Below are 26,278 nucleotides of genomic sequence, written 5' to 3'. Positions count from 1 at the left end.
CTGATCAGCACCCGCCCCAGCACCTGCCCCGCCCGAGGAGAGAGCCTTGTCCGAGCAGACCCTGTCGAACCTGATGCACGAGGACCGGCGCTTCGAGCCCCCGGCCGAGATGGCCGCCGACGCCAACGTCAAGGAGGAGGCGTACGCCCGCGCCGACGCCGACCGCGAGGCGTTCTGGGCCGACGCCGCCGAACGGCTGGACTGGGGCCGGAAGTGGGACCAGGTCCTCGACTGGACCGACCCGCCCTTCGCCAGGTGGTTCGTCGGCGGCACCATCAACGCCTCCGTCAACTGCGTCGACCGGCACGTCGACGCCGGCAACGGCGACAAGGTGGCGCTCCACTGGGTCGGCGAGCCGGAGGACGACACCCGCGACATCACCTACGCGCAGCTCAAGGACGAGGTGTCCAGGGCCGCCAACGCGCTGACCGAGCTCGGCGTGCAGAAGGGCGACCGCGTCGCGATCTACATGCCGATGATCCCCGAGGTCGTCGTCGCGATGCTCGCCTGCGCCCGCCTCGGCGCGCCGCACACGGTCGTGTTCGGCGGCTTCTCCGCCGACGCCCTCGCCTCGCGCATCACCGACTGCGACGCCCACATCGTGATCACCTCCGACGGCGGCTACCGCCGCGGAGCCGCGAGCGCGCTCAAGCCGGCCGTCGACGAGGCCGTCGAGAAGACCGGCGGCCTGGTTCGCAACGTTCTCGTCGTACGCCGGACGGGCCAGGACGTCGCGTGGGACGACTCTCGCGACGTGTGGTGGCACGAGGCCGTCGACAACGCGTCGGCCGACCACGCGCCGGAGATGCACGACTCCGAGCACCCGCTCTACGTCATGTACACGTCCGGCACCACCGGCAAGCCGAAGGGCATCCTGCACACCACCGGCGGCTACCTCACCGGGACGTCGTTCACGCACTGGGAGGTCTTCGACCTCAAGCCCGAGACCGACGTCTACTGGTGCACCGCCGACGTCGGCTGGGTCACCGGCCACTCCTACATGGTCTACGGACCGCTCGCCAACGGCGCGACGCAGGTGATGTACGAGGGCACGCCCGAGAAGGGCCGCTGGTGGCAGATCGTGCAGGACTACAAGGTGACGATCTTCTACACCGCCCCGACCGCGATCCGGACCTTCATGAAGCAGGGCCGCGAGATCCCCGACGGCTACGACATGTCGTCGCTGCGCCTGCTCGGGTCCGTCGGTGAGCCGATCAACCCGGAGGCCTACGTCTGGTACCGCGAGGTCATCGGCGGCGACCGCTGCCCCGTCGTCGACACCTGGTGGCAGACCGAGACCGGCCAGATCATGATCAGCCCCCTGCCCGGCGTCACCGCCGGCAAGCCCGGCTCGGCGATGAAGGCACTGCCCGGCATCTCGGCCGACGTGGTCGACGACGACGCCACGTCCGTGGGCAACGGCAACGGCGGCTACCTCGTGCTCAAGGAGCCGTGGCCGGCCATGCTCCGCACGCTCTGGGGCGACGACGAGCGGTTCAAGGAGACCTACTGGTCGCGCTGGCCGGGGCTCTACTTCGCCGGCGACGGCGCCAAGCTCGACGAGGACGGCGACGTGTGGCTCCTCGGCCGGGTCGACGACGTGATGAACGTGTCGGGCCACCGCCTGTCGACGACCGAGATCGAGTCGGCGCTCGTGTCGCACCCGAAGGTCGCCGAGGCGGCGGTCGTCGGGGCGGCGGACGAGACCACCGGCCAGGCCGTGTGCGCCTTCGTCATCCTGCGCGACTCCGCCGGAGACGGCGGCGAGGACATCGTCGAGGAGCTGCGCAAGCACGTCGCCAAGGAGATCGGGGCGATCGCCAAGCCGCGCCAGATCATGGTCGTGCCCGAGCTGCCCAAGACCCGCTCCGGCAAGATCATGCGCCGCCTGCTCAAGGACGTCGCCGAGGACCGCGAGGTGGGCGACGTGACCACGCTCGCCGACTCGACCGTGATGGACCTGATCAAGTCCAAGGAGTCCTCCGCCCCCGCCGAGGACTGACGTCCTCCCTCCCCCTCCGCCCGGATATCTACGGACGTTCTGGTAGGTGTTTCGGCCTTCCGGCCTACCAGGACGTCCCTAGATACAGCGGCAGCGGGCGATGTCTGAGGACGTGGCGTACGGCAACCGGCCTCTCAGCCGTCCACGGCGTCCTCAGGTACGTCGGCTGCCGACCGGCCGCGCGTCGCGGCGAGCAGGAGCGTGACCCCGACGACCGCGGCGATGAGCGAGGCCAGCAGGATCGCGATCTTCGCCTCCTCCGTCAGCAGGTCGGCGCCGGGGAACGACAGCCCGGCGATGAAGATCGAGACCGTGAAGCCGATGCCGGCGACCGCACCGAGGCCGAGCACCATCGGCCAGGAGGTGCCCTCGGGCAGCTTCGCGATGCCGAGGCGTACGGCCAGGAAGGACGTGGCGTAGATGCCGATCGGCTTGCCGAGGACCAGCCCCAGGATGATGCCGACGCCCACCGGTTCGGTGAAGACCTTGCCGATCGCGCCCAGCTCGACGCCCGCGTTGGCGAGCGCGAAGATCGGGAGCACGACGTACGCCGACACCGGGTGCAGGGCGCTGATGAGCCGTTCGACCACGGACACCGACTCCTGGAGCAGGAACCGCAACCGGGCGAGCTCGTCGGCGTCGAGGTTGCGGTCCTCCAGGGCCCGGGCGGCGAAGTCGCGGGCAACCTCCTCCTTGAGCAGCGGGGTCGCCGGGGCGAGCAGGCCGATCGCGACGCCGGCCAGGGTCGCGTGCACCCCGGACTCGAGCAGGGCGAACCACACACCCACGCCGAGGACCGCGTAGACCACGAGGCTCCAGATCCGCAGCATGCGGGCCACGACCATCAGGCCGAGGAGACCGACGGCGATCGCGAGCCAGGTCAGCGAGAGGTCGCTGGTGTAGAACACCGCGATCACCAGGATCGCGCCGATGTCGTCGACGATCGCGAGCGTCAGCAGGAACAGCCGCGCCGCCGACGGGATCCGCCGCCCCAGCACGCCCAACACCCCGACCGCGAAGGCGATGTCGGTCGCCATCGGGATGCCCCAGCCGGCGCTGCCGTCGCCGCCCGGCGGGTTGAGCGCGAGGTAGATGCCGGCCGGCACCACCATCCCGCCGACCGCCGCGATGATCGGCAGGGCCGCGGTCCGCGGGTCGCGCAGGTCACCGTTGACCAGCTCGTACTTGATCTCCAGGCCGACGACGAAGAAGAAGATCGCCATCAGGGCGTCGTTGACCCAGTGCTGGAGCGACTCGTCGAGGTGCAGCGGACCGACGTCGAGCGTCAGGTGGGTGTGCCAGAGCGCGTCGTACGACGACGCCCAGGGGCTGTTGGCCCAGATCAGGGCGGCCGCGGCCGCGAGCAGCAGGAGGATCGAGCCGGCCGCCTCCACGCGCAGGAACTCGCGCACCGGCCGCGCGACCAGCCGGGCCAGCGGCCTGTCGCTGGCGCTGTAGACGGGCCCGGACCTCCAGAGGTCGTCGAGGCGGGGGCGGTCGGGAGGCGTGGCCATCGCGAGGTGTGGTCCTTCCGGGGGTGGTCGAAGCAGCATCACCGCGGACAGACTCGCCACGGGCCGACCAGACTTCCCGGCTCACCTGAGACCCCAGTGTAGACAGGCCCGTTGGTAGGGTCGCAGCACTCAGCCCCCGGCGTACACCGAAGGACAGCACCACATGGCAAACGAACCGGTCAAGGACACCGATCCGACGCTCGGCAAGCTCGTCATGGACGCGCAGCGCGACATCTCCTCGCTCGTCTCCAAGGAGATCCAGCTCGCCAAGAGCGAGCTCAAGGTCAGCGTCAAGCACGGCGGTGTCGGCGTCGGCCTCTTCGCCGGAGCGGCGTTCATCGCCCTGCTCGCGATCATCATGCTGTCGGTCGCGTTCGCCTACTTCCTCAACTGGAACGGCGAGGGCCTCGACCTGCACTGGGCGTTCCTCGTCGTCTTCTTCGTCTACGTCCTGATCGCCGCACTGCTCGCGTACATCGGCCTCAGGCAGGTCAAGAAGGTCAAGGCTCCCGAGCGCGCGATCGAGCAGGGCCGGCAGATCCCGCAGGCGCTCAAGGGTCGTCCCTGACCCACGCCTGAGCCGCGGCGTACGACGCTCAGCGCACGCAGGTGCCGGTGTCGACCGGGGACGTCGCGGTGACGCCGTCGGCCGCCGACTCGGTCACCTGGTCCGCGGTGAGCGCGTAGCCGGTGTCGGGGTCGCTGACCGACGCGGCGAAGACCATGCCGGCCACGTCGCCGGCCGACGTCACGATCGGGCCGCCGGAGTTCCCCGGCCGGATCAGTCCGCGCAGGGAGAAGACCTGGCGGATGACGGTGCCCTCGCCGTAGATGTCGGGTGAGCGAAGCCGCTGCTCGGAGCGGACGCGGCCGGACTCGACGTCGTAGGGACCGTCCTCGGGGTAGCCCAGCACGGCGACCGGGTCGCGGGGCTGGACCTCGGTGTCGAAGGCGAGCGGGAGCGATTCGGTGTCGGGCAGCGACAGGACGGCGATGTCGAGGGCGGGGTCGTAGAGCACGACCGACGCCGTGACCGAGGTGCCGCCGACCTCCACCTCGGGCCGGGTGACGCCCGCGACGACGTGCGCGTTGGTCATCAGGCGGCCGGGCGCGTAGAAGAAGCCGGTGCCCTCGACGCCGCCGCCGCAGCCGTTGGTGCCGCGGACCTTGACCACGCTGGCCTCGGCGGCGATCACGTCGGGATCGGTCAGCATGCGCGGGTCGCCGGGCCGGACCGCGACGATCCGCTCGGGCGCGAACGGCTCGAGGTAGCGCGGGAAGAACGTCGTGCCGACGACGTTGTTGAACGTCTGCAGCACCTTGTCGGAGTCGGCGGGCAGCGTCTGGTCGACCTTGGCCAGGATCGTCGAGTCACGGACCAGGGGCGTGACCGCGCCGATGCGGGTGCCGGAGACCGCGACGCCGAGCGCCCACGCGACGAGCAGGACGGCGACGGCGCTGAGGACCGAGCCGCCGATGGCGTCGACGGCCCGGATCGGCTGCCAGGTGATGCGGTCGCGCAGCCGTGCGCCGACGTACTGGAAGAGCGCCTGCCCGAGCGAGGCGGAGATGATCACGATGAAGAGCGCGCCGAGCGAGACCCACAGGGACGGGGCGGCGTCACCCAGCGCGAGGGGCGCGACCCAGATGCCGGCCAGGCCGCCGAGCAGCAGACCGGCGGTGGCGCTGGCGCCGGTGATGAATCCCTGCCAGTAGCCCGAGAGGGCATAGATCCCCACGAGCGCCAGGAGGCACCAGTCGAGGACGTTCATCGCGAGCTACTCCTCGAGCCGGGTGTTCTGGGGGGTGTTGGGGGCGAGGTCGGTGCCTCTGGGGACACCCTGCAGCATGTGGTCGGGCAGATCACGCACCCGCGCCCTGTCCCAGTCCTGTGCCCATCCGAGATAGGTGAACAACCGGGCGATGATGCCGGCGGTGAACCCCCACAGGATCACGTCGCGCCGGGGACCGATGAGGAAGCCGGGACCGAGCCAGCCGCTCGGGTGGCGGACGGTGATGCGGTTGTCGGGGTCGAGCAGGTCGGCGATCGCGACGTGGTGGATCTCGTGGACCTCCTCGGGGCTCTCGATGCGCACCTCGCCCCGGTCGCGCCAGTAGCCCAGGATCGGCGTCACCGCGAAGTTGCTGGGCGGCAGCCACAGCTCGGGCAGCTCGCCGAAGACCTCGACCTCGGCCGGCACGAGCCCGATCTCCTCGTGGGCCTCGCGCAGCGCGGCCTCGACCGGGGTCTCCCCGTCGTCGAGCGAGCCGCCCGGGAACGACACCTGGCCGGGGTGGGAGCGCATGTGGTGGTTGCGCTCGGTGAGCAGGAGCTCGCCGCGGTGCGCGAGGTCGTCGGGGCCGGCCGGGTCGCCGTCGCGGTCGGCGAAGACCATGAGCACGGCGCCGCGTCGGGGGTCGCTGTCCTCGGGCGGCATGAAGCGGGTCAGCTCGTGGACGGTGATGGAGGCGGCGGCCTCGACCACGGGCGTCAGCCAGCCCGGCAGGGAGGTGTTCACTCGGGGTCCCCGCGGCGTTGTTCGGGGGAGCGCAGCGGCGGAGAAGAACGTCGTGGGGTGATCACAGGTCCATCCCGAGGTGCTCGACGACCAGCTCGCGGACCTCGTCGACCGACTCCACGCCGCCGGAGTCCTGGCCGACGACCTTGCCCGTCTCGTCGACGAAGACGAACGCCGGCAGCCCGCGGCGGGCGATCGCGAAGGCGTCCTCGACCATCAGGTCGCCGCCCGGGTCGGCGATCGAGGGGTAGGTCGCCCCGGTCTCCTCGGCCAGCGCGAGCGCGCCGTCGGGGTGGACGTCGTTGAAGTCGATGCCGACGAGCCGGACCCGGTCGCCGTACTGCTGGTGGAACTTCTCCAGCGCCGGCATCTCCAGCCGGCAGGGCTCGCAGCGCGCCTGCCACAGGTTGATCAGCATCGGACCGCGGAGCGAGGAGAGCGCGACGTCGGGGCCGCCGCCGAGGCAGGGCAGGGTCATGTCGGGCAGCCCGCCCTCGACCGGCTCACCGGTGCCGGGCGTGCAGTCCTCCATGCCGATGCGCGCCTTGGTCTCGCGCAGCGCCGGGGTGTCGACGTCGACATCGGGAGGGCGTACGGCGATGGGTCCGCCGTCGCTCATCGACGACCAGGCGAAGGCGCCCGCTGCGACGCACAGGACGAGCGCCAGCGCCAGGAGGAGCTTCCTCATGCAGGTCCCTGCGTCGTGACCAGCTTCTCCGCCTCGATCGGGTCGGTCGGGCCTGCGCCGAACGACGGGCACAGCCGGGCGACCGGGCAGGCCCCGCACGCAGGCTTCTTGGCGTGGCAGCGGCGGCGGCCGTGCCAGATGAGGTGGTGCGACAGCATCGTCCAGTCGCGCTTGGGGAAGAGGGCGCCGACGGCGTGCTCGACCTTGACCGGGTCGGTCTCCTCGGTCCAGCCGAACCGTCGCGCGAGCCGGCCGAAGTGGGTGTCGACGGTGATGCCGGGCTTGTCGAAGGCGTTGCCGAGCACGACGTTGGCGGTCTTGCGCCCGACGCCGGGCAGGGTGACGAGCTCCTCGAGGCGCGAGGGCACCTCGCCGCCGAAGGTGTCGACGAGCGCCTGGCTGAGCTTGAGCAGCGCGTCGGTCTTCTGGCGGAAGAAGCCCAGCGGGCCGAGGAGCTGCTCCATGTGCTCGCGCGGGGCCGCCGCCATCGCCTCGGGGGTCGGGTAGGCCGCGAACAGCGCGGGGCTGGCGGCGTTGACCCGGCGGTCGGTGGTCTGCGCGGAGATCACGGTGACGACCAGGCACTCGAACGCATTGGTGAAGTCGAGCTCGGCGCGGGCGTCGGGGTAGGTGTCCGCGAGGATCCGGTCGATCTTGCGCGCCCGGCGCACCAGCGACGTGTCGGGCTTGGGGATCTCGACCGCGGCGGCCTTGGCGGGCTTGCTCGGTTTCGGGGTCACCTTGCGGGCGGGGGCGGGCACGCGCTCAGCCTACGGTCCGGCTCCGACACCACCGAAGCCGGCGCAAACGGCGGCTCACCCGCACGGAGTGTCCGTTGTGAGCCGGACCACGGCTAGGATCGTCCCGGATCCCGAGCAGCACCCGTCGGGACGCACCCCACCGGGAGGAATGACGTGGACAACGACGTGCTTCGGCAGGCACCGCTGTTCAGCTCGCTCGACGACGAGGCAGCGACTGCGCTGGGCGGTTCGATGGCCGAGACCAAGCTCCGTCGTGGCGACGTGCTCTTCCACGAGGGCGACTCGGGCGACAAGCTCTACGTCGTCACCGAGGGCAAGGTGAAGCTCGGCCGGTCGTCCTCCGACGGCCGCGAGAACCTCCTCGCGATCATGGGCCCCGGCCAGATGTTCGGCGAGCTCTCCCTCTTCGACCCCGGCCCGCGCTCGGCCACCGTCACTGCGGTGACCGACGCCACCTTCGCGTCGCTGTCGCACGACGACCTCCTCAAGTGGCTCGACGGCCGCCCGATGGTCGCCCGCGGCCTGCTCTCGCAGCTCGCCGGTCGCCTGCGCAAGTCCAACGACGTCGTCGCCGACCTCGTCTTCTCCGACGTGCCCGGCCGGGTCGCCAAGGCGCTGCTCGACCTCGCCGACCGCTTCGGCCGCACCGCCGACGACGGCGTCCACGTCCACCACGACCTCACCCAGGAGGAGCTCGCCCAGCTGGTCGGCGCCTCCCGCGAGACGGTCAACAAGGCGCTCGCCGACTTCGCCTCGCGCGGCTGGCTGCGCCTGGAGCCCCGCTCCGTGGTGATCATGGACCTCGAGCGCCTCTCCCGCCGCGCTCGCTGAAATGATCCCGCTCGGCTGACCCCCGCCGCGGCGCATCCGTGCGTCTGACGTGTGAAGGGGGTGGCAGATGACCGATCGATCCGGGTTCGACGAGTTCGTCCACGCGCGTGGCCCTGCCCTCGCGCGGACGGCGTACCTCCTCACGGGCGACCACCACCTCGCCGAGGACCTGGTGCAGGCCGCGCTCGTGCAGGCGGCCAGGCACTGGGAACGCATCGAGACCTCGCCGGAGGCCTACGTGCGCCGCACGATGTACCACCAGAACATCTCCTGGTGGCGGCGCCGCAAGCTCGCCGAGACGCCGCTGCAGTCGTACGACGCCCCGGTGCCGGCGACCGACCCGACCGTGCGGCTCACCCTCGAGCAGGCCCTGCGCCGGCTCACCCCGCGCCAGCGGACCGTGCTGGTGCTGCGCTACTTCGAGGACCTCACCGAGGTCCGGACGGCCGCCGAGCTGGGCATCTCCAGCGGTGCGGTCAAGTCCATGTCGCGCCAGGCCCTCCAACGCCTGCGCGTCCTGGCCCCCGAGCTCGCCGACCTGGTGGGAGCAGACGCATGAGCACCGACCTGCGCGAGGAGCTCGACGCCCTCGCCCGCACCCAGACCTTCTCCCCCGAACCGTCTGCGTGGGACCGCGGTCGTCGCGCCCGTCGCCGTACGCGTGTCGCCGCCGGGGTGGCCGCGGCCGCCGTCGTCGCCGTCGTGGCAGGCGCCGGCGCGGTCGCCCTCCAGCCGGACCGCGAGGCACGCACGGCGTCGGGTGAGGTGGTCGAGGGCGGCGCGATCCCGCGCCGGATCGAGGACATCCCGGCCGACCTCGAGCCCACGACCGACCTCGCGGTCGGGCGCGGGGCGGCGGCCTTCATCTCGCCCTCGCAGCGGGTCCCCGTGGTGGTCACGGCGGCCGACGGGGTGGCGCACCGGCTCGACCTCCCGGGCTGGAGCGAGGACGGCCAGGCGTTGGCCCTCTCGCCGGACGGGATGAACCTCGCGTGGCAGCAGACCGGCGACGGTAGGGCCACGATCGGCGTGCTGGAGCTGACGACCGGTCGGCAGCGGAGCGACGAGGTGCACCCGGCGGGCGACCTCGCCCTCCGCGAGCTCACGTGGTCGCCCGACTCGGAGTGGCTGGGCTGGCTGGGCGACGCCGACGGCGGCGCATACGTCGGACGCCTGCCGGTGCCCGGGGCTGACCTGGACCTGAGGAAGCGCGTCGAGGGCAACGTCACGAGCCTGGCGATCGGCAACGCCGCGGACGTCGTCCTCGGTCGGGCGTACGGAGGGCTCTACCGGCTGGCCGTGGGTGAGCCGGAGCTCATCACCAGGGCGACCGGCGTCGGCCCTGGCCTCTACTCCCCCGACGCCCGCTTCGTCGCCCTGCGCTCGGGCCCGTCCGACGCGTCCTCCACCCTGCGCCTCTCCGACGGCGCGGTGCTCACGCACCCGTTCCCGGACGGCACCTTCGACTCCGCCGTCGTGCGGCCGCTCGGCTGGATGGACGAGCGACTGCAGGTCCTCTTCGTGCAGGAGGCCCGCGGCGGCGACGGCGCCGACAGTGGCGAGCTGGTAGTGACGACGCCGGAGGTGGACGACACCAGCACCTGGCGCCGCCGGGTCGGGGTGGTGGAGGCCGGGCCCGCCACCACCCTCAGCCTCGCCGTCGACCTCGTCCCCGACCTCGACGGCACCTCGTCGCAGGAGCTGACCCACGACTTCCCGGCGCCGGCCGAGCGCGACGTCTCGTGGATGATCGGCCTCGGGGTGGCAGCGGCCATCGCTGTGCTGCTCGCGATCCGGTGGCTCTGGCGGCGCCTGCTGTAACCGTCGTACGGACCCAACGGACGTGGTCGGCCCGGCCCCACGTGGCGCCCGCCGCTGGAAGCGCTCGTTCGGTCCGTACGACGGCTCAGGCGCGCGGGTCGCGACCGGCGAACGCCGCCAGCCGGTCGTAGGCCGGGGCGTCGTCGGGGACGTCGACCGCTGGCCCGAAGGCCTCGCCGCGGTTGTCGGCGGTCAGCCCCTGCTGCATGAAGGCCAGCCCGCGCTCGGCGACCTCGTCGTCGAGGCGCTGCGAACGGCCCAGGGCCCGCACGAGGTCCCACGTGTGCACGCCGAGCTCGGCGCTCTGCCAGTCGGCCTGCGCCGCCTGGTCGTCGGGCTGGTCGTGCCAGTGGTGCAGGAGGTCGTCCCCGTGGCTGCGGAAGTGGCCGGCCCAGAGGCCGTCGGCCACCTCCGGCTCGGAGACCCAGTCGACCTCCTCGCCGCGAGCCTGCTGGAGGAAGTGCTCGGGAGCGACCGCGAGGTGCGCGGCGAGCTGGCGCACGGACCAGTCGCCACACGGGGTCGGCCTGTCCCACTCGTCGGGGTGGATCGAGGCGAGCACGTCGCCGGCCTGGTCGATCGCGCGGGAGAGGACCACGACAGCCTGGTGAGGGTTTGCCATGCGACCACTTCAGCGCGCGCGGAGCGAGCGCGCAAGAGGATTTCAGTCCTCAGTGAGGTACGCCAGCTGGGCGCGCACCGACAGCTCGGCAGCGCCCCACAGCACCGGGTCGACGTCGGCGTAGACGACCTCGACGATCGCGCGGGGCAGGGTCTCGTGCGGGAACGTCCCGCCCTCCCGCTCGGCCGCGTGCAGGTCGCGCAGGGCGGAGCGCACCTGCTCGAGCCGCTGCTGGCGGTGGGCGAGGTAGAAGTCGAGGGCGCCGAGCGCGTCGTCGATGACCGGGCCGTGACCGGGCCACACCGTGGTGATCCCCTGCTCCCCGCAGAGCGCGTGGAGCCGCTGGAGCGAGGAGAGGTAGGCCCCGAGCTGGCCGTCCGGGTGCGCGACGACGGTCGTGCCGCGGCCCAGCACCGTGTCGCCGGTCAGGACGGCCCGGTCCTGCGGCACGACGAAGGACAGCGAGTCCGACGTGTGGCCGGGTGTCGCGACCACGTGCACCTCAAGCCCGCCGACGGCGACCACGTCGCCCTCGCCGAGGCCCTCAGAACCCAGACGGTAGGCCGGGTCCAGAGCACGTACGCCGCACCCGTGCCGCTCGGCGTACTCCCGGGCCGCCTCGCTGTGGTCGGCGTGGTGGTGGGTCAGCAGCACCACGGCGACATCGCCGGCGGCCGCGTCGATCGCGTCGAGGTGCGCGCCGATCGACGGGCCGGGGTCGACGACGACCGAGCGCGACGAGTCGGGGTCGCGGAGCACCCACGTGTTGGTGCCGTCGAGGGTCATCACGCCGGCGTTGGGGGCGAGCACGCAGGTGCCGGTGTCGCCGAAGCTCCCGCCGGTCCAGCCCTGACCGGTCGCCGGGTCGGTCATCGCGAGGCCATCAGGGCCGCGTAGAACGGCGGGGTGGAGAGGATGAACCCCTCGCCGGCGGGGACCACCTCGGGCGTGTACATCTCGACCCGGCGGGTCCGCGCCTCGGCCAGCACGGCGTCGGGATCGGCGTGCTGCGCGACGTCGAGGCACGTCAGCCACGTCGGGGGCATCATCAGCATCTCCTGCCGCTCGACCTGCTCGACCGCGTCCATGGCGCCGGCCCACATGACCGACGACGACTCGCTCGACACGTCGCGGGTCACCTGCCCCTCGGGCAGCCGGGCCACGAAGAACCAGGTGCGGTAGCGCCGCGGCTCGAAGACCGGGGTGAGCCAGCCCGACCAGACGCCGAGGAGGTCGGTGCGGAGCACGAGCGAGCGCTTCTCCAGGAAGGCGGTCAGCGAGACCTCGCGCGACTCCAGCGCGACCCGGTCGGCCTCCCAGTCGTCACCGGTGGTGTCGGCCACGACGGAGTCGGGACCAGCGCCGGCCAGCAGCACGCCGGACTCCTCGAAGGTCTCCCGCACGGCGGCACACACCAGCGCGCGGGCCTTCGGCTCCTCGCAGCCCAGCCGCGAGGCCCACTCCGCAGGCGACGGGCCGGCCCAGAGCCCGCGGTCGACCAGCTCGTCGTCGAAGTCGCGCGGATCGACCCCGCCGCCCGGGAAGACGCACATGCCGCCGGCGAAGGCCATCGACGTCTGACGTCGCAGCAGGTAGAGGTCGGGGCCTGCGGCGCCGGGGCGCAGCAGCACCACGGTCGCGGCGTCGCGCGGCTCGGCGGGCGTCGCGCCGCCCTCGGCGTACGACCGCGCCTGGGCGACGAGCGCCTCGGGAAGCGGCAACCGCTCCACTCAGACCTCGACGATGATCTCGACCTCGACGGGCACGTCGAGCGGGAGCACGGAGACGCCGACGGCCGAGCGGGCGTGCTTGCCGGCGTCGCCGAAGACCTCGCCGAGCAGCTCGGACGCACCGTTGGCGACCTTGGGCTGGCCCGTGAAGTCGGGCGTCGAGGCGACGAACACGACCACCTTGACCACGCGCTTCACGTCGTCGAGCGAGCCGATCTCGGCCTTGACCGCGGCGAGCGCGTTGAGGGCGCACTGGCGCGCGCACTCGTAGCCCTGCTCGTCGCTGACGTCGGCGCCGAGCTTGCCGATCGCGAGCATCTCGCCGTCGCGGGCGGGCAGCTGGCCGGCGGTGAAGACGAGGTTGCCGGTGCGCGCGGCCGGCTGGTAGGCCGCGACCGGCGGGACGACGTCGGGGACGGTGATGCCCAGCTCGGCGAGGCGAGCCTCGGCACCCATGTCAGGCCGCCTTCGAGCGCTTGAGGAACGCCACGAGGCCGCCCTGCGCGTTGGTGTGGATGGCCACCAGCTCCCAGCCGTCCTGGCCGAAGTTATTGAGCATCAGGGCCTCGTTGTGGAGCGGAATCGGCGCCACCTGGTATTCCCACTGGGTCATGGATCGCACCCTACTCGGGCCCGACCGGCGCGACGCAGCGTCCTCCCGTGGTCTGACGCCGCCGGCGCGGTGCGGCGTCTAACGTCTGCACCATGCGCGATCAACGGGACCAGCACCCGTGGCGCCTGGGGCCGCGCGGGCGACGTTGGCTCGACCGGCTCATCGTCGCGTTCGTCCTCGTCGTGGGCGGCCTGGGCCACGCCCTGGCCGACCAGCCGGTCGCGACCCTCTTCACCGTCGCCGAGGTGCTGCCCCTGCTGTGGCGTCGGCGCCACCCGTGGCCGGTCTTCCTCGCCGTCGCGGCGGCGTCCGCCCTCCAGGCGGCGGCCTTCGACCAACCCACCATCGGGCAGCTCGCCTTCCCGGTCGCGGTCTACTCCGTCGCCCGCTGGTCGCCGCGCTGGCAGGGCGTGACGGCGCTGCTCATCGGGTACGCCGGTGCGCTGGTCGCCGCCACCCGCTGGCTCTTCGGCTTCGGTGCCGGCGACCTCTCCGCGGGCAACCTCGCGCCCTACACCGTCACGATCGGCGCGGTCGTCACCGCCGCGTGGGCGCTCGGCTGGGCGGCCCAGTCCCGCGAGAGGTACGTCGCCTCGCTGGTCGCCCGCGCCGAGCAGGCCGAGCGGATGGCCGAGCGTGAGGTGGAGCTGGCCGCGCGGGACGAGCGCTCGCGGATCGCCCGCGAGATGCACGACGTGGTCGCCCACGGGTTGTCGGTGATCGTCGTCCAGGCCGACGGCGCGAGGTACGCCGCCGCCAAGGACCCCGACGTCGCCGTGGGCACCCTGGAGACGATCTCCGCCACCGGCCGCGAGGCGCTCACCGAGATGCGGCGGCTGCTGGGGCTGCTCCGCGAGGGCGACACCGGCGTGGCCCCGCAGCCCGGCCTGGACGACGTACGCCACCTGGTCGACGAGGCCCGCGCCGCCGGCATGCGGGTCGCGGCCGACCTGCCGGTGCCCGCACCGGCCGTGCCCGACGGCGTCGGGCTGGCGGCCTACCGGATCGTGCAGGAGGCCCTCACCAACGTGCGCAAGCACGCCGGGCCGGACGCCACGGTGGACGTGCGCGTCGCCGTCGACCGGGGCGTGGCCATCGACGTGCGCGACGACGGGCGGGGCGCGGCCGCCCACGCCGAAGGTCGCGGGCTCGGACTGGTCGGGATGCGCGAGCGCGCGGCCGTCCACGGCGGGACGCTGGAGGCCGGACCCGCGCCGGGTGGCGGGTTCGCGGTGTCTGCGAGGCTGCCGCTGTGAGCGAGACGGACGCAGCCGGGGACCACGCCGGACCGATCCGGGTCTTCCTCGTCGACGACCAGCAGATGGTGCGCGCCGGCTTCCGGATGCTCGTCGACAGCCAGGACGACATGGAGGTCGTCGGGGAAGCCGGCGACGGCGGCGAGGCGCTCGAGCGGCTCGCGGTCACGGCCGCCGACGTCGTGCTGATGGACGTGCGGATGCCGCGCGTCGACGGCGTCGAGGCGACACGTCGGCTGCTCGAGCAGGACCGGTCGCCCCGGGTGATCGTGCTGACGACCTTCGACCTCGACGAGTACGCCTTCGCCGCGATCCGCGCGGGCGCCTCGGCGTTCCTCCTCAAGGACGCCGCCCCGCCCGACCTGCTCGGCGCGATCCGGGCGGTGATGGCCGGCGACGCCGTCGTCGCGCCCAGCACCACCCGACGGCTGCTCGACCACTTCGCCGCCCTGCCCGACCCCGCCGAGCCGACGGCGTACGACGACCGGCTCGCGCCGCTGACCGAGCGCGAGGTCGAGGTGCTCACCCTCATCGCCCGCGGCCTGACCAACACGGAGATCGCCCAGCACCTCGTCGTCGCCGAGACGACCGTGAAGACCCACGTCGGGCGGGTGCTGGCCAAGACCGGCTCGCGCGACCGCGTCCAGCTCGTCGTGCTCGGCTACGAGACGGGCCTCGTCACTGCCTGACGGCGGGGAGGTGCGATCCCCGGATATCCGGGGAACTTCCCGCTTGTCGGCCGACAAGTCCACCGACCCGACGTCCTCCCCCGGTCGTACGACGACCCGCGGCGTGCGACCGCGGACGGACGCCCAGTCCGTGCCGGAGGCTGACGATCGGGAGGCCGCCAACGACGAGCGTTGTCCCCATGACCACGACACTCGGATCCACGACGACCACCGCCGCCTCCGCCCGCGGCCTCACCCGCACCTACGGCGCCGGCGACAACGTCGTCCACGCCCTGCGCGGTGTGGACCTCGACCTGCCCGCCGGGCGCTTCACCGCCATCATGGGCCCGAGCGGCTCCGGCAAGTCCACCCTGATGCACTGCCTGGCCGGGCTCGACGCCGCCACCTCCGGCTCGGTCACCGTCGCCGGCCGCGACCTCGCCGGCCTCGACGACACCGCGCTGACGATCTTCCGCCGCGAGCACATCGGCTTCGTCTTCCAGGCGTTCAACCTGCTGCCGATGCTCACCGCCGGCCAGAACATCGTCCTCCCGCTCGAGCTCGCGGGCCGACCGGTCGACCGGGAGCGCTACGACCAGGTCGTCGGCGTGCTCGGCCTCGCCGACCGGCTCGGCCACCTGCCGAGCCAGCTCTCCGGCGGCCAGCAGCAGCGCGTCGCGATCGCCCGTGCGCTGGTCACCCAGCCCGACATCGTGTTCGCCGACGAGCCCACCGGCAACCTCGACAGCGAGGCCAGCGCCGAGGTGCTCGGCCACCTGCGCCGCTCGGTCCGCGAGCTCGGGATGACCGTCGTCATGGTGACCCACGAGCTCGACGCGGCGGCGTACGCCGACGACGTGGTCGTGATCCACGACGGTGCCGTCACGGCCCACCTCACCGACCCCGGCCAGGACGAGCTCGTCGCCGCACTGCGCGGGCGGGCCGCCTGATGCGCACCGTGCTCGTGGCGTCGATGCGCCACCACACCCGGAGGTACGTCGCCGCGTCGGTGGCCGTCGTCATCGGCGTCGCCTTCATCGTCGTGATCGGCATGCTCACCGGGGCCACCCGGTCGGGACTGACCGCCGACGCCGGGGCACCCGTCAGCGGCGTGGACCTGGTCGTCAGCCCGGACGCACCCCGCGACGCCCAGCGCCTCGTCGACGCGGCCGCCGAGGGCGGCTTCCCCGCCCTCACGCTGGGCTACGCCATGGAGCCGGTCAGCCGCGACGGCGTGCAGCTCGCGCAGTCGGTGGACGTCTCGGAGGCCTCCCTGGACCCGCGCCTGCAGTGGCAGGCCCTCGAGGACGGCCGCTTCCCGTCCGCGGCGGGCGAGGCCCTGGCCGACGTCAACCGCGCGAAGAGCAACGACGTCGCCCTCGGCGACGTCGTCCGCATCGGGAGCGGGCCGGCGGCCACCGACGTCGAGGTGGTCGGGCTCGTGGACAGCCCGGCGGCCATGGGAGCCGGGCTCTACGTGCCGTGGGACGACCTGCGGCGCTTCGAGGACACCCTGTGGGTCGACGCCGTGGCGTGGGGCGGCACCGAGGCGCAGGCCGCTGAGGTTGCCCGGAGCGCGACCGTCGAGACGGCCGACGACTGGGTGGCGGCGCGCCAGGCGGAGATCTCCCGCGGCGTGGACGTCATCGCGATCATGGCGCTGCTCTTCGTCGTCATCGCCCTCTTCGTGGGCGTGCTGGTCATCACCAACACGTTCGCCATCCTCTTCGCCCAGCGGATGCGCGACTTCGCACTGCTGCGCTGCGTGGGTGTCACCCGCCGCCAGCTGCGCCGCGCGATCCGCCTCGAGGCCCTCGCGCTCGGGGTGGTGGCCGCCGCCCTCGGCGTCGCCGTCGGCGCCCTCGCAGGGGCAGGGCTCGTCGCGCTCGTCCGGCGCTGGTTCACCGACATGGGACCGGCCGCGCTCGACCCCGTGTGGACCGGGGCGGCGTTCGCCGTCGGCACGCTGGTCACCCTCGCCGCCGCCTGGCTGCCGACGCGCTCGGCGACCAGGGTCGCGCCGCTGGCCGCGCTCCGTCCCGACACCGGCGTGGACGTCCGCTCGGCTGCCGGTCGCTGGCGTCTGGCGCTCGCCGCGCTGGGCGTCTCGGCAGGAGCTGCGCTGCTCGTCCTCGCGGTCGCCGCGGGCTCGGTGCCCGCGATGCTCGCCGGTGGCATCGCGTCCTTCGTCGGCGTGCTGCTCCTCGGTCCGGTGCTGGTGCCGCGGCTGATCCGCCTGGTCGGCGGTCTCCCGGGAGCCGGCCCCGTCCGGCGGCTCGCCACCGGCAACGCCGTGCGCAACCCGCGTCGTACGGCGACCACCGCGGCGTCGCTCCTCGTCGGGGTCACCCTGACCACGGCCATCCTCACCGGGCTGGCGTCGTCGCGGACCGCGATCGACAAGGACATGGACCGGTCCTACCCGCTCGACGCCACCATCACGGCGGCCGAGGCGCCCCTGGACGGCGCCCTCGTCGACCGGGTGGCCGACACCCCGGGTGTCGCCGAGGCGGTCGGGCTGGACGGCACCACGGCGACCATCGGTCGGGTCGACGTCGCGCTCCTGGGGGCAGGCCGGGCTCCCGGCGTCGTACGCGGTGGGGCCGACCTCGCACCGGAGGACGGCGTGCTGCTGTTGCCGTACGAGGTCGTCGAGGACCTGCCGGCGCGGACCGCCGAGCAGGTGTGGGACGACGGCGAGGCGACGCTCACGGTCGACGGCCGCGAGCACACCCTGGACGTCGAGACCGCCAGTGGGTGGGGCCGGTCCGGCCTGGTCTCGGCCGCCACGCTGGCGAGCCTCGACCGCGACCCGCAGCCGATGGCCGTGTGGGCGCGGGCGAGCGACGGCGCGGACGCCGAGGACCTGTCCGGCGACCTCGCGGCCCTGGCCGGGGCCGCCGGCGCCGACCTCGACGGCGGCCACGGCAACCGGAGCTGGGTCTACCTCCAGGTCGACATCCTGACCGGGTCGGTCGTCGGCCTGCTGGCCGTCGCCATCGTGATCGCGCTCGTCGGCATCGCCAACACCCTCGGGCTGTCCGTGCTCGAGCGTGGCCGGGAGAACGCCCTGCTCCGCGCGATGGGGCTCACCCGCCGCCAGCTCGGGCGAGCCATGGCGGTGGAGGGGCTGCTCCTGTCGTCGGTCGCGACGATGCTGGGCACCGCCATCGGGCTGGTCTTCGCCTGGGTCGGGGTGCAGGTGATGGTGACCGCTGTCGTCGAGGACGCCGCGTTCACCGTCCCGGTGTGGCAGGTCGGGGCCGTGGCCGCGGTCGCCGCCCTCGCCGGCCTGGCCGCGTGCGTCCTGCCGGCCCGTCGTGCCGCCGGGGTCACGCCCGCGGCCGGGCTGGCGCTCGACTGAGCGGCCATCTCCGGACCCGGACGTCATACGAACCCGCACCCATGGGTGCGGGTTCGTATGACGCAGCAGGCCAGGGCCGAGGGGCAGTCAGCCGCGCTTGCGGCTGACCAGCACGCCGAGGACGGCGTAGCCGACGAGCAGGTGCAGCGCGCCGACGTACTTGCCTGCCGTCTCGCCGAAGATGCCCATCGCGGGGATGGTCACGACGGCCCAGCTCTCGGCGACGACGGGCCAGTAGCGGGTCAGGCCCGTCCAGCGGCCGGCGACCGCGATGCGGATGCCGATGAGGAACATGCCGAGCATCGACAGCGGCCAGAAGAGGTCGAGCGCGAGCCAGGCCGGCTGGCTGAGGTCGGAGACGCCGACGGCATCGACGAACGTCGAGGCCATGGCCATGCTGACCGCGAACGCCTCGAAGCGGAGCACGCCTCGGGCGACGCGTCCCTCGCCGAGCGCCTGGGTCCGCCAGAGCGTGCGGAGCAGGAAGAGCAGGCCGACCTGGAACAGGCCGGAGCCGAGTCCGAAGACCACCAGGCCGGTCGTGCCGCCCGGGTCCTGGCCCACGGCCAGGATCGAGGCCGACCAGGCAACGGCGCCGGCGGTCAGCATCCTGCCGTGCAGCAGGAAGGGGCGGGTCGGGCTCGTCGCGGTGCCAGGGGCCACGGTGGCGACGTCCGAGCGGGCGGGTGCGGGAGAGTGCTGGATCGTCACGGTCGTGACTCCTGTTCGATGAGGTGGGGCGCCGCGGTTGCGGCATGCCGGAAGATTCCTCCGCCCGACGACCCGCCCGTCAGGGAGCGAGGTCCCGGCCCCGGTCCCCTTGCCCGGTCCCCCACGACGGGGACCGTGGTCCCGGGACGGCGGGACACGTTCGCGGTGATACTGCTCGCGTGAGCCGTACGCCGCCCGCCGCACCCGCGCAGCCGCGCGCCTCGCTGGCGGCGTACGTCCCGCTGGTCATCGGGCTCGCCTGCCTGGTCGGTTCGGTCTGGCTCGACGTGACGAACACGGATGGCGAGCGGGCGGCGGCCGACATCGGGTTCGCCTTCCCAGTGGCCCTGCCCGGGCTGGTCCTCGCCGCCTCGGCGGCGTGGGTGCTGCGCGAGCGGCCGGGCGACCGCGTCGGGCTCGTGCTCGGTGCCGTCGCCGTCGTGTGGTCGGTCGACGGCGCCCTGTCGGGGTGGCTCGCCCACGGTCACGCGCACGACTCGGTGGGCACCGACGCTGCCTTCTGGTTCGTGGCCCGGTTCGGCGCCGTGCTGCTGTCCGGGCTGGTGGCCCTGCTCCTGCTCTACCCCACCGGCCGGCTGCTGGGTGGCCGCTGGCGCCCCGTCTCCGCGACGGTGCTGGTGGCCTCCTCCGCGCTGCCGCTGATGCTGGTGCTCGCGCCGGACGACGTCGTCTACACCACGCCCGTGCCCGGCGTCTCGACCGAGCTCGTCCACCTCCCGGTCACCGACGGTGTGGCAGAGACGCTGCTGCACCTCGGACAGGTGCTCACCCTCGGATCCATCGCCGTCGCGGTCGCCCTCCTGTGGGTCCGCCACCGGCACGCCGACCCGCGTGAACGGACCCAGATCCGCTGGCTGCTGTGGGCCGGGATCATGTGCGTGCTCCTCGTCCTCGCCGGCGCGACCCTGTCCGTCAGCGGTGGCTTCACCACGGTCCTGCTCGACGTCGCGGTCATCACCCTCGCGGCGTCGCTCGCCGTCGGCCTGCTGCGCCCGGGGCTCGGCGACGTCGACGCCCTGGTCGCCTGGACCCTGACCACCGCCGTCGTGGCCGCGATCGTCATCGGCATCGACCTCGCCGTGCTCGCCGCCGGCACCGCGCTGCTCGGCGACCGCCTCGACCAGCGCGACGTCACCCTCGTCGTGCTCGTGCTGGCCGTCGTCGTCTACGGCCCGCTGCGCGGCTGGCTCGGCGGGCTCGTCCACCGCCTGCTGCTGGGCCGCCGCAACGACCGCTACCGCGCGGTGTCCGCGCTGGCGGCCAGGCTCGAGACCATCGGGACCGTCGACGAGCAGCTGCCGGCCCTCGCCTCCGCGGTGGCGGACACCTTCAAGGTCCGGCACGTGCGGGTCGAGGTGCTCACCCCCGACGGCGGCCTTCTCTCCGCCTCGCACGGCACGCCGCCGGCCGAGGTGCAGGAGATCGACATCGCCTACCAGGACGAGCGCATCGGCCGACTGGTGCTGCCCGTCCAGGGCTACCGCTCGATGCTGTCGCGGCGCGACCAGGGCCTGCTGGTCGACCTCGTGCGCCAGGCAGCGGTGGCGATCCGCGCCCGCCTGCTCGCCACCGAGCTGCAGGCCAGCCGCGAGCGGCTCGTGCTCGGCCGCGAGGACGACCGCCGTCGGATCCGCCGCGACCTGCACGACGGCCTCGGCCCGGTCCTCGGCGGGGTCGCGCTGCGCCTGCAGGCCGCCGGCAACGCCATCGACACCGACCCCGCACGCGCCCGCGAGCTCGTCGCCCTGGCCCGCACCGAGGTGAGCGACGCCCTCGACGACGTACGCCGCCTCGTGCACGACCTGCGCCCGCCCGCGCTCGACGACCTCGGCCTGGAGGCCGCGGTCCGGCAGCAGGCCGACCGAGTGCGCTCGGAGGTCGACGTGGGCGTCACGGCCGAGGGCGCGACGGGTCTGCCGGCTGCCGTGGAGGTCGCGGCCTACCGGATCGTGTCGGAGGCGCTCGCCAACGTGGTGAAGCACGCCGGTGCGAACCACGTCGACGTACGCCTCGAGGGCGACGCGGGCGGGCTGACCGTCACCGTCGCGGACGACGGCCGGGGCATCGGTCCCGACGTCACCGCCGGGGTCGGCCTGCTGTCGTTGCGCGAGCGCGCGGAGGAGCTCGGCGGCCGCTGCGAGGTGGTGTGCCCGGAGTCCGGCGGCACCACCGTCCGCGCGGTCCTGCCGTACGGCACCGCCGCGGGCGACGTCGGACCGCCGACCACCACGTCGAGCCTGCGCCGGACCGAACCCGTGAGGAGCCCCCGATGACCGAGCCGACGACGCCGCCGATCCGGTTGCTGATCGCCGACGACCACCCGGTCTTCCGCGACGGCCTGGCCTCGCTGCTCGACCCGCTGCCCGGGATCGACGTGGTCGCCCGTGCGTCCGACGGCGCCGAGGCCGTCGCGCTCGTCGACGAGCACCGCCCCGACGTCGTCATCATGGACGTGCAGATGCCGGTGATGAACGGCATCGACGCCACCCGCGCGGTCGTGACCGCGCACCCCGAGGTCGGGGTGCTCGTGCTGACGATGGGCGAGGACGACGGCACGGTGCTGTCCGCGCTGAGAGCCGGGGCGCGGGGCTACCTCCGCAAGGGGGCGGAGCAGGACGAGATCGTCCGCGCGGTGTCGACCGTCCACGGCGGCGGCGTCGTCTTCGGTGCCTCGCTCGCCGCGCGCATCGCGGAGGTGCTCGCCCCGGCCAGCCGGCCCGAACGACCCTTCCCGGAGCTCACCGAGCGGGAGACCGAGGTGCTCGACCTCATCGCGGCCGGCCGTTCCAACGGCCAGATCGCGCAGGCGCTGTTCCTCTCGCCCAAGACGATCCGCAACAACATCACCAGCATCCTGGCCAAGCTGCAGGCCACCGACCGGGCCGACGTCATCATCCGCGCCCGGGACGCCGGGCTCGGGCAGGGGTGAGGACGGCGAGGCGTCAACGGCACTAGGTTCCGGTCATGGAGCGCACCGACGCGGCGAAGAGCCGGGAGAAGCAGGACGGCCTGGACCCCTTCGAGCGGTTCGTCGAGCTGTCGACGAAGGTGATCAGCCGGGCGCCGTTCTTCGCGGTCGTCGTGGCGGTGCTGGTCATCTGGGCGGCGAGCTACCCGCTGTGGAAGACCACCACCAAGTGGGAGCTGGCGATCCACACCTTCGGCGCCGTGCTGTCGCTGCTGCTGCTCGTCCTGCTGGAGAACGCCGGCCGCCGCAACACCGAGGCCATGCAGGAGAAGCTCAACGTCATCGCCGAGGGGCTCGCTGCGCTGATGGACTCACGCGCCGCCGACGACCCCCGGCTCCGCGAGGCCGCGGAGGACCTCCGCGAGGCGGTCGGGCTCGAAGAACGCCACTGACCGGGCACTTCGTGGCGCGTGAAACCGCCGACCGGGCACTTGCTCGCTCTTGAAGCCGCCGACCGGGCACTTGCTCGCGCATGGCAGATCTGGTGCGCGAGGAACTGCCCGGTCGGCGCTGTGGTGCGCGAGGAACTGCCCGCTCAGCCCGCGAGCAGGCGCAGCGTCTCCTCGCGCGCGGGTGACGTGCGTACGTCCGTCCCGGCCGCGGCGCCCGCCACGGGGTGCACCATCACCTCGTCGACGCCGTGCTCGGCGGCGAGCTCCTCGATCCGGGTCCGCGCCTGGTCGGGCGAGCCGACGATCCAGCGCTGCGCCATCGCGTCACCGAAGGCGCGCTGGTCGGCGGTCATCTCGGCGGCCTCGGCCTCCTCGACGAGCCGCTGCGGGTGGAGGGGGGCGCCGGTGCGGAGCGCGATCATCTGCTGCACGTTGGGCAGCGCGCGTCGCCGGGCCTCCTCCTCCGTCTCGGCCACGACGGCGTTGACGGTGAGGAAGGTCCGCGGCTCGGGGTACTCCGGCGACGGGCGGTAGGACGAGCGGTACAGGTCGAGCGCGGCGCGGGTCCCCTCTCCCGAGAAGTGGTGCGCGAAGACGTAGGGCAGGCCCTTCTCGGCGGCCAGTCGCGCCGAGTAGTCCGACGACCCGAGCAGCCACATGTCGGCGATCGTGCGTGCCGACGGGGTGGCCCGCAGCGGCTGGCGGCGCGGCCCCACCTGGAGCTCGACGCCCTCGGTCGTCATCAGGGTCCGGATGTCCTCGACGTAGTCGGGGAACTTCGCGACCGCCTCGTCGGCGGACTCCGCGCTCCCGCCGCGCAGGACGTAGCGGGTCAGCGGGTCGGTGCCCGGCGCGCGGCCGATGCCGAGGTCGATGCGACCGGGGTAGGCGGCCTCGAGGAGGGCGAACTGCTCGGCCACCACGAGCGGGGCGTGGTTGGGCAGCATCACTCCGCCCGACCCGACCCGGATGCGCTCGGTCGCCGACGCGAGCATGGCGATCAGGACCGGCGGGTTGGTGGCGGCGACGGCCGGCATGTTGTGGTGCTCCGCCACCCAGTAGCGGCGGTAGCCGAGCTCGTCGGCGACCTGCGCCAGGCTGCGCGAGGCGGCGAGGGCGTCTCCGGTGGTCTGGTCGCTGCGGACCGGGACGAGGTCGAGCACGGACAGGTCGACGGAGGGAGCAGTCACTGTCGACCCAGCGTCTGCACCGGGTTGGTTATTCCGATTGACCTCAGGTGCACCTGAGGTCCTACCGTCGGGCCGGTGACGACCAGCGCGACCCCGACCCAGCCCCGCGAGCGCATCCTCTCGCCGGCGTACGCCGCCACGACCGTCGCGATGTTCGGCCTGATCGCCTTCGTCGCGTTCGAGGCCATGGCCGTCGCCACCGTGATGCCCACGGTCGCGCGCGACCTCGACGGGCTCGACCTCTACGCGCTCGCCTTCGCCGCGCCACTCGCCAGCGGTGTGGTCGGGATGGTGTCCGCGGGCATGTGGAGCGACCGCACCGGACCGGTGGTGCCGCTGCTGGCGTCGATGGCGCTCTTCTCGGCCGGGTTGCTCGTGTGCGGGCTGGCGCCGTCGATGGAGGTGCTGCTCGTCGGCCGCGTCCTGCAAGGCCTCGGCGGCGGGGCGCTCACGGTGGGGTTGTACGTCGTCGTCGGGCTGGTCTTCCCGGCCGCGCTCCGGCCCGCGGTCTTCGCCTCCTTCGCGGCGGCGTGGGTCCTGCCCGCCCTGTTCGGGCCCGGGCTCGCGGCGCTGGTCGCGGACGTGTGGAGCTGGCGCTGGGTCTTCCTCGGCGCGGTGGGCCTCGTCGCCCTCGCCCTCGCCCTGCTGGCCCCGGCGCTGCGCGGCCTCACCGTGCACGCCGAGGGCACGGACACGCCCGTGTCACGGCTGTGGTGGGCGGCCCTCGGAGCGGTGGCGGTGCTCGTGCTGGAGCTCGTCGGGTCGGCCCGCGGCATCGCGGCGCTCGGTGCCCTGGCGGCCCTCGCGGGCGTCTGGATCTCCCTCGGCCGCCTGCTCCCGCCCGGCAGCCGCACCCTGCGCCGGGGACTGCCGTCCGTGGTGGCCACCCGCGGGCTCCTCGCTGCGACGTTCTTCTGCGCCGAGGCCTACATCGTCTACGTGCTGCAGGAGCACTGGGGGCTCTCCCCCGGCCGGGCCGGCATCGCGCTGACCTGCGTCGGCGTGGTGTGGGCGAGCGCCAGCCAGGTCCAGGCGCGGCTCGGCGCGCGTGTGTCCCACACCCGCGCGATGGTGGTCGGCACGAGCCTGGTGCTCACCGGCCTGACGGCGCTCGCCGCGAGCGTGCTGGCGCACGACGCCGGCGCCCACCCGTCAGCCGTCCTGCCCGCGGCGGCGTACGTCCTTGCCGGTGCCGGGATGGGCTTTGCCTACCCCCGCACCGGGGTGGCGATGCTCGAGGCGTCGACCGACCGCGACCGGGGCTTCAACTCCTCCGCCCTCACGGTGGCCGACTCCCTCGGCGCCGCCCTCGCGCTGTCGGTGGCCGGTGCCGCGTTCGCGGCGGCCGAGCGGCAGGACCTCGACCCGTTCCTCACCGTCTTCACCTTCGCCGCGGTCGCCGCGGTGCTCGGCGTGCTCGCCGCCTCGCGGACCCGGCCGGCATGAGTCCGGCCGGCCCCACGGGGACGGGCCGGCCGGACTGTCAGCGGGAGCGGGTCAGGACGCCTGCTCGATGGTGGGGTAGTCGGTGTAGCCCTCGGCACCGCCGCCGTAGAACGTGTCGGGGTTCGGCGCGTTGAGCTCCGAACCGGCACGCCACCGGTCGGCGAGGTCGGGGTTGGCCAGGAAGGGACGCCCGACGACGACCGCGTCGGCGAGGCCGGTCTCGAGCAGCTTCTCGACCGAGTCGAGGGTCGTGACGTCACCGAAGCCGTCGTTGAGGAGCACGACGCCGTCGAAGCGCTCACGCAGGTCGCGCACCAGCGTCTCGAGCGGCTCCAGCGGGCTGGCCAGCAGGCTCAGGTAGGCCAGGCCGAGCGGCGCGGCGGCGTCGACCACGGCCCGGTAGGTGGCGGTGAGGTCGGGGCCGAGCTCCTCGCCGATACCGTTGAACTGGTGGGCCGGGCTCAGCCGCAGGCCGACCCGCTCGGCGCCGATCGCCTCGGCGACCGCGCTCACGACCTCGATGACGAAGCGGGCACGGTTCTCCGGCGAACCGCCGTAGACGTCGTCACGCAGGTTCACCGTCGGGTCGAGGAACTGGTGCAGCAGGTAGCCGTTGGCCGCGTGGACCTCGACACCGTCGAGGCCGGCCGCGACCGCGTTGCGGGCCGCGGTCACGAAGTCGGCGACCAGGCCGGCGATCTCGTCGGTCGACGGCGCGCGGGGCACGTCGTGCGGCTTGGTGCCGTCGGCGGTGACCATCTCGCCGGGGGCCTGCACGGCGCTGGGGGCGATCGTCTCCACGCCGCCCTTGTTGTCCGCGTGGGCGATGCGACCGACGTGCATGAGCTGGGCGACGACCACGCCGTCGCGGGCGTGCACGGCGTCGGCGACCAGCCGCCAGCCGGCGACCTGCTCGTCGGTGTAGAGCCCGGGCACGTCGAGGTATCCCTGGCCGACGTGGCTGGGGGCGGTGCCCTCCGTGACGATCAGGCCGGCTCCGGCGCGCTGCGCGTAGTACTCCGCGTTGAGGTCGGTCGGGGCGTTGCCGTCACCCGCCCGGTTGCGGGTCAGCGGGGCCATCACGAAGCGCTGCGGGAGCTTCCAGGGGCCGACGGCGAGGGGCTCGAATGCACGGGACATGAAGGTGGTGCCTCCAGAGTG

General features: G+C 73.4%; 26 protein-coding genes. 13 read left to right on the top strand and 13 right to left on the bottom strand.

Annotation, left to right across the window (positions count from 1 at the left end; genetic code table 11):
- The first annotated feature begins 73 nt into the window (after positions 1-73).
- Entirely contained in the window at positions 74-2,002 is a 1,929-nt protein-coding gene (gene acs, locus AC1DP1_RS07890) for an acetate--CoA ligase (RefSeq protein ID WP_477506458.1), read from the top strand.
- Between the two features lie 134 nt (positions 2,003-2,136).
- Here the strand turns inward: acs and nhaA are convergent, their stop codons facing one another.
- Positions 2,137-3,516 (bottom strand): Na+/H+ antiporter NhaA, encoded by a 1,380-nt coding sequence (nhaA, locus tag AC1DP1_RS07885; protein WP_477506391.1) that lies wholly within the window; start codon positions 3,514-3,516, stop codon positions 2,137-2,139.
- A 163-nt stretch (positions 3,517-3,679) separates the two neighbouring features.
- Here nhaA and AC1DP1_RS07880 point away from each other — a divergent pair, with 163 nt between their 5' ends.
- Positions 3,680-4,084 carry a phage holin family protein gene (locus AC1DP1_RS07880; RefSeq protein WP_191194168.1) on the top strand — a complete coding sequence of 135 codons (405 nt, stop codon included), beginning with the start codon at positions 3,680-3,682 and terminating at the stop codon, positions 4,082-4,084.
- 28 nt (positions 4,085-4,112) lie between these two features.
- Here AC1DP1_RS07880 and AC1DP1_RS07875 read toward each other — a convergent pair whose 3' ends face one another.
- The 4 genes from AC1DP1_RS07875 to nth form a co-directional block, all read right to left on the bottom strand.
- Complete coding sequence (locus AC1DP1_RS07875) at positions 4,113-5,288, bottom strand: MarP family serine protease (protein WP_477506390.1); 1,176 nt, start codon at positions 5,286-5,288, stop codon at positions 4,113-4,115.
- Between the two features lie 6 nt (positions 5,289-5,294).
- The gene (locus tag AC1DP1_RS07870) at positions 5,295-6,035 is read right to left on the bottom strand and encodes an NUDIX hydrolase (protein WP_477506389.1); all 741 of its coding nucleotides are present in this window, start codon (positions 6,033-6,035) and stop codon (positions 5,295-5,297) included.
- 61 nt (positions 6,036-6,096) lie between these two features.
- Positions 6,097-6,723 (bottom strand): TlpA family protein disulfide reductase, encoded by a 627-nt coding sequence (locus AC1DP1_RS07865; protein ID WP_477506388.1) that lies wholly within the window; start codon positions 6,721-6,723, stop codon positions 6,097-6,099.
- Positions 6,720-7,418 (bottom strand): endonuclease III, encoded by a 699-nt coding sequence (gene nth / locus AC1DP1_RS07860; protein WP_477506457.1) that lies wholly within the window; start codon positions 7,416-7,418, stop codon positions 6,720-6,722. The genes AC1DP1_RS07865 and nth overlap by 4 nt, the downstream gene beginning before the upstream one ends.
- Before the next feature lie 219 nt (positions 7,419-7,637).
- Here nth and AC1DP1_RS07855 point away from each other — a divergent pair, with 219 nt between their 5' ends.
- The 3 genes from AC1DP1_RS07855 to AC1DP1_RS07845 all read left to right on the top strand — a co-directional run bounded on the left by AC1DP1_RS07855 (position 7,638) and on the right by AC1DP1_RS07845 (position 10,136).
- Positions 7,638-8,315, top strand: a complete 678-nt coding sequence (locus AC1DP1_RS07855; RefSeq protein ID WP_191194166.1) for a Crp/Fnr family transcriptional regulator — start codon at positions 7,638-7,640, stop codon at positions 8,313-8,315.
- A gap of 67 nt (positions 8,316-8,382) precedes the next feature.
- The gene (locus tag AC1DP1_RS07850) at positions 8,383-8,874 is read left to right on the top strand and encodes a SigE family RNA polymerase sigma factor (RefSeq protein WP_477506387.1); all 492 of its coding nucleotides are present in this window, start codon (positions 8,383-8,385) and stop codon (positions 8,872-8,874) included.
- Positions 8,871-10,136, top strand: coding sequence for a TolB-like translocation protein (locus AC1DP1_RS07845; RefSeq protein WP_477506386.1), 1,266 nt, complete (start codon positions 8,871-8,873; stop codon positions 10,134-10,136). The genes AC1DP1_RS07850 and AC1DP1_RS07845 overlap by 4 nt, the downstream gene beginning before the upstream one ends.
- 85 nt (positions 10,137-10,221) lie before the next feature.
- Here the strand turns inward: AC1DP1_RS07845 and AC1DP1_RS07840 are convergent, their stop codons facing one another.
- From AC1DP1_RS07840 to AC1DP1_RS07820, 5 genes are read right to left on the bottom strand one after another with little or no spacing between them, the layout of a single operon-like run.
- Positions 10,222-10,758 carry a TIGR03086 family metal-binding protein gene (locus tag AC1DP1_RS07840; RefSeq protein WP_477506385.1) on the bottom strand — a complete coding sequence of 179 codons (537 nt, stop codon included), beginning with the start codon at positions 10,756-10,758 and terminating at the stop codon, positions 10,222-10,224.
- Positions 10,759-10,800: 42 nt separating this feature from the next.
- Positions 10,801-11,631 (bottom strand): MBL fold metallo-hydrolase, encoded by an 831-nt coding sequence (locus AC1DP1_RS07835; RefSeq protein ID WP_477506384.1) that lies wholly within the window; start codon positions 11,629-11,631, stop codon positions 10,801-10,803.
- Positions 11,628-12,488 carry an NUDIX hydrolase gene (locus AC1DP1_RS07830; RefSeq protein ID WP_457188970.1) on the bottom strand — a complete coding sequence of 287 codons (861 nt, stop codon included), beginning with the start codon at positions 12,486-12,488 and terminating at the stop codon, positions 11,628-11,630. The genes AC1DP1_RS07835 and AC1DP1_RS07830 overlap by 4 nt, the downstream gene beginning before the upstream one ends.
- Positions 12,489-12,944, bottom strand: a complete 456-nt coding sequence (locus tag AC1DP1_RS07825; RefSeq protein WP_457188972.1) for a RidA family protein — start codon at positions 12,942-12,944, stop codon at positions 12,489-12,491.
- A gap of 1 nt (position 12,945) precedes the next feature.
- On the bottom strand, positions 12,946-13,101 hold the full coding sequence (locus AC1DP1_RS07820; protein ID WP_457188974.1) for a DUF4177 domain-containing protein: 156 nt from the start codon (positions 13,099-13,101) through the stop codon (positions 12,946-12,948).
- A gap of 92 nt (positions 13,102-13,193) precedes the next feature.
- Here AC1DP1_RS07820 and AC1DP1_RS07815 point away from each other — a divergent pair, with 92 nt between their 5' ends.
- The 4 genes from AC1DP1_RS07815 (at position 13,194) to AC1DP1_RS07800 (ending at position 18,389) form a co-directional block, all read left to right on the top strand.
- Positions 13,194-14,357: a sensor histidine kinase gene (locus AC1DP1_RS07815; protein WP_477506383.1), complete on the top strand. Its 1,164-nt coding sequence runs from the start codon at positions 13,194-13,196 to the stop codon at positions 14,355-14,357.
- On the top strand, positions 14,354-15,046 hold the full coding sequence (locus AC1DP1_RS07810; RefSeq protein WP_477506382.1) for a response regulator: 693 nt from the start codon (positions 14,354-14,356) through the stop codon (positions 15,044-15,046). Before AC1DP1_RS07815 ends, AC1DP1_RS07810 begins: the two co-directional genes overlap by 4 nt.
- A 179-nt stretch (positions 15,047-15,225) precedes the next feature.
- The gene (locus tag AC1DP1_RS07805) at positions 15,226-15,975 is read left to right on the top strand and encodes an ABC transporter ATP-binding protein (protein ID WP_477506381.1); all 750 of its coding nucleotides are present in this window, start codon (positions 15,226-15,228) and stop codon (positions 15,973-15,975) included.
- Positions 15,975-18,389 (top strand): FtsX-like permease family protein, encoded by a 2,415-nt coding sequence (locus AC1DP1_RS07800; protein WP_477506380.1) that lies wholly within the window; start codon positions 15,975-15,977, stop codon positions 18,387-18,389. Before AC1DP1_RS07805 ends, AC1DP1_RS07800 begins: the two co-directional genes overlap by 1 nt.
- An 87-nt stretch (positions 18,390-18,476) precedes the next feature.
- Here AC1DP1_RS07800 and AC1DP1_RS07795 read toward each other — a convergent pair whose 3' ends face one another.
- Positions 18,477-19,100: a hypothetical protein gene (locus AC1DP1_RS07795; RefSeq protein WP_477506379.1), complete on the bottom strand. Its 624-nt coding sequence runs from the start codon at positions 19,098-19,100 to the stop codon at positions 18,477-18,479.
- Between the two features lie 179 nt (positions 19,101-19,279).
- On the opposite strand from AC1DP1_RS07795, the gene AC1DP1_RS07790 reads away from it, so the two are divergent.
- The 3 genes from AC1DP1_RS07790 to AC1DP1_RS07780 are packed head-to-tail and all read left to right on the top strand — an operon-like array spanning position 19,280 to position 22,481.
- Positions 19,280-21,394 carry a sensor histidine kinase gene (locus AC1DP1_RS07790; RefSeq protein WP_477506378.1) on the top strand — a complete coding sequence of 705 codons (2,115 nt, stop codon included), beginning with the start codon at positions 19,280-19,282 and terminating at the stop codon, positions 21,392-21,394.
- Positions 21,391-22,050: a response regulator transcription factor gene (locus tag AC1DP1_RS07785; protein ID WP_457188987.1), complete on the top strand. Its 660-nt coding sequence runs from the start codon at positions 21,391-21,393 to the stop codon at positions 22,048-22,050. Before AC1DP1_RS07790 ends, AC1DP1_RS07785 begins: the two co-directional genes overlap by 4 nt.
- 35 nt (positions 22,051-22,085) lie before the next feature.
- On the top strand, positions 22,086-22,481 hold the full coding sequence (locus AC1DP1_RS07780) for a low affinity iron permease family protein (protein ID WP_477506377.1): 396 nt from the start codon (positions 22,086-22,088) through the stop codon (positions 22,479-22,481).
- A gap of 143 nt (positions 22,482-22,624) precedes the next feature.
- Here AC1DP1_RS07780 and AC1DP1_RS07775 read toward each other — a convergent pair whose 3' ends face one another.
- Positions 22,625-23,671 (bottom strand): LLM class flavin-dependent oxidoreductase, encoded by a 1,047-nt coding sequence (locus AC1DP1_RS07775; protein ID WP_477506376.1) that lies wholly within the window; start codon positions 23,669-23,671, stop codon positions 22,625-22,627.
- A 75-nt stretch (positions 23,672-23,746) separates the two neighbouring features.
- Between AC1DP1_RS07775 and AC1DP1_RS07770 the strand changes: the two genes are divergently transcribed.
- A complete protein-coding gene (locus tag AC1DP1_RS07770) occupies positions 23,747-25,117 on the top strand; it encodes an MFS transporter (RefSeq protein WP_477506375.1) in 1,371 nt (456 codons plus the stop codon).
- Between the two features lie 51 nt (positions 25,118-25,168).
- Here the strand turns inward: AC1DP1_RS07770 and AC1DP1_RS07765 are convergent, their stop codons facing one another.
- A complete protein-coding gene (locus AC1DP1_RS07765; RefSeq protein WP_477506374.1) occupies positions 25,169-26,257 on the bottom strand; it encodes an alkene reductase in 1,089 nt (362 codons plus the stop codon).
- Between the last annotated feature and the right edge of the window lie 21 nt (positions 26,258-26,278).

This window comes from Nocardioides sp. P4_G10 (assembly GCF_056401175.1).
The sequence above is the reverse complement of the archived record's forward strand: the minus strand, read 5'-3'. Positions and strand labels throughout refer to the sequence as shown.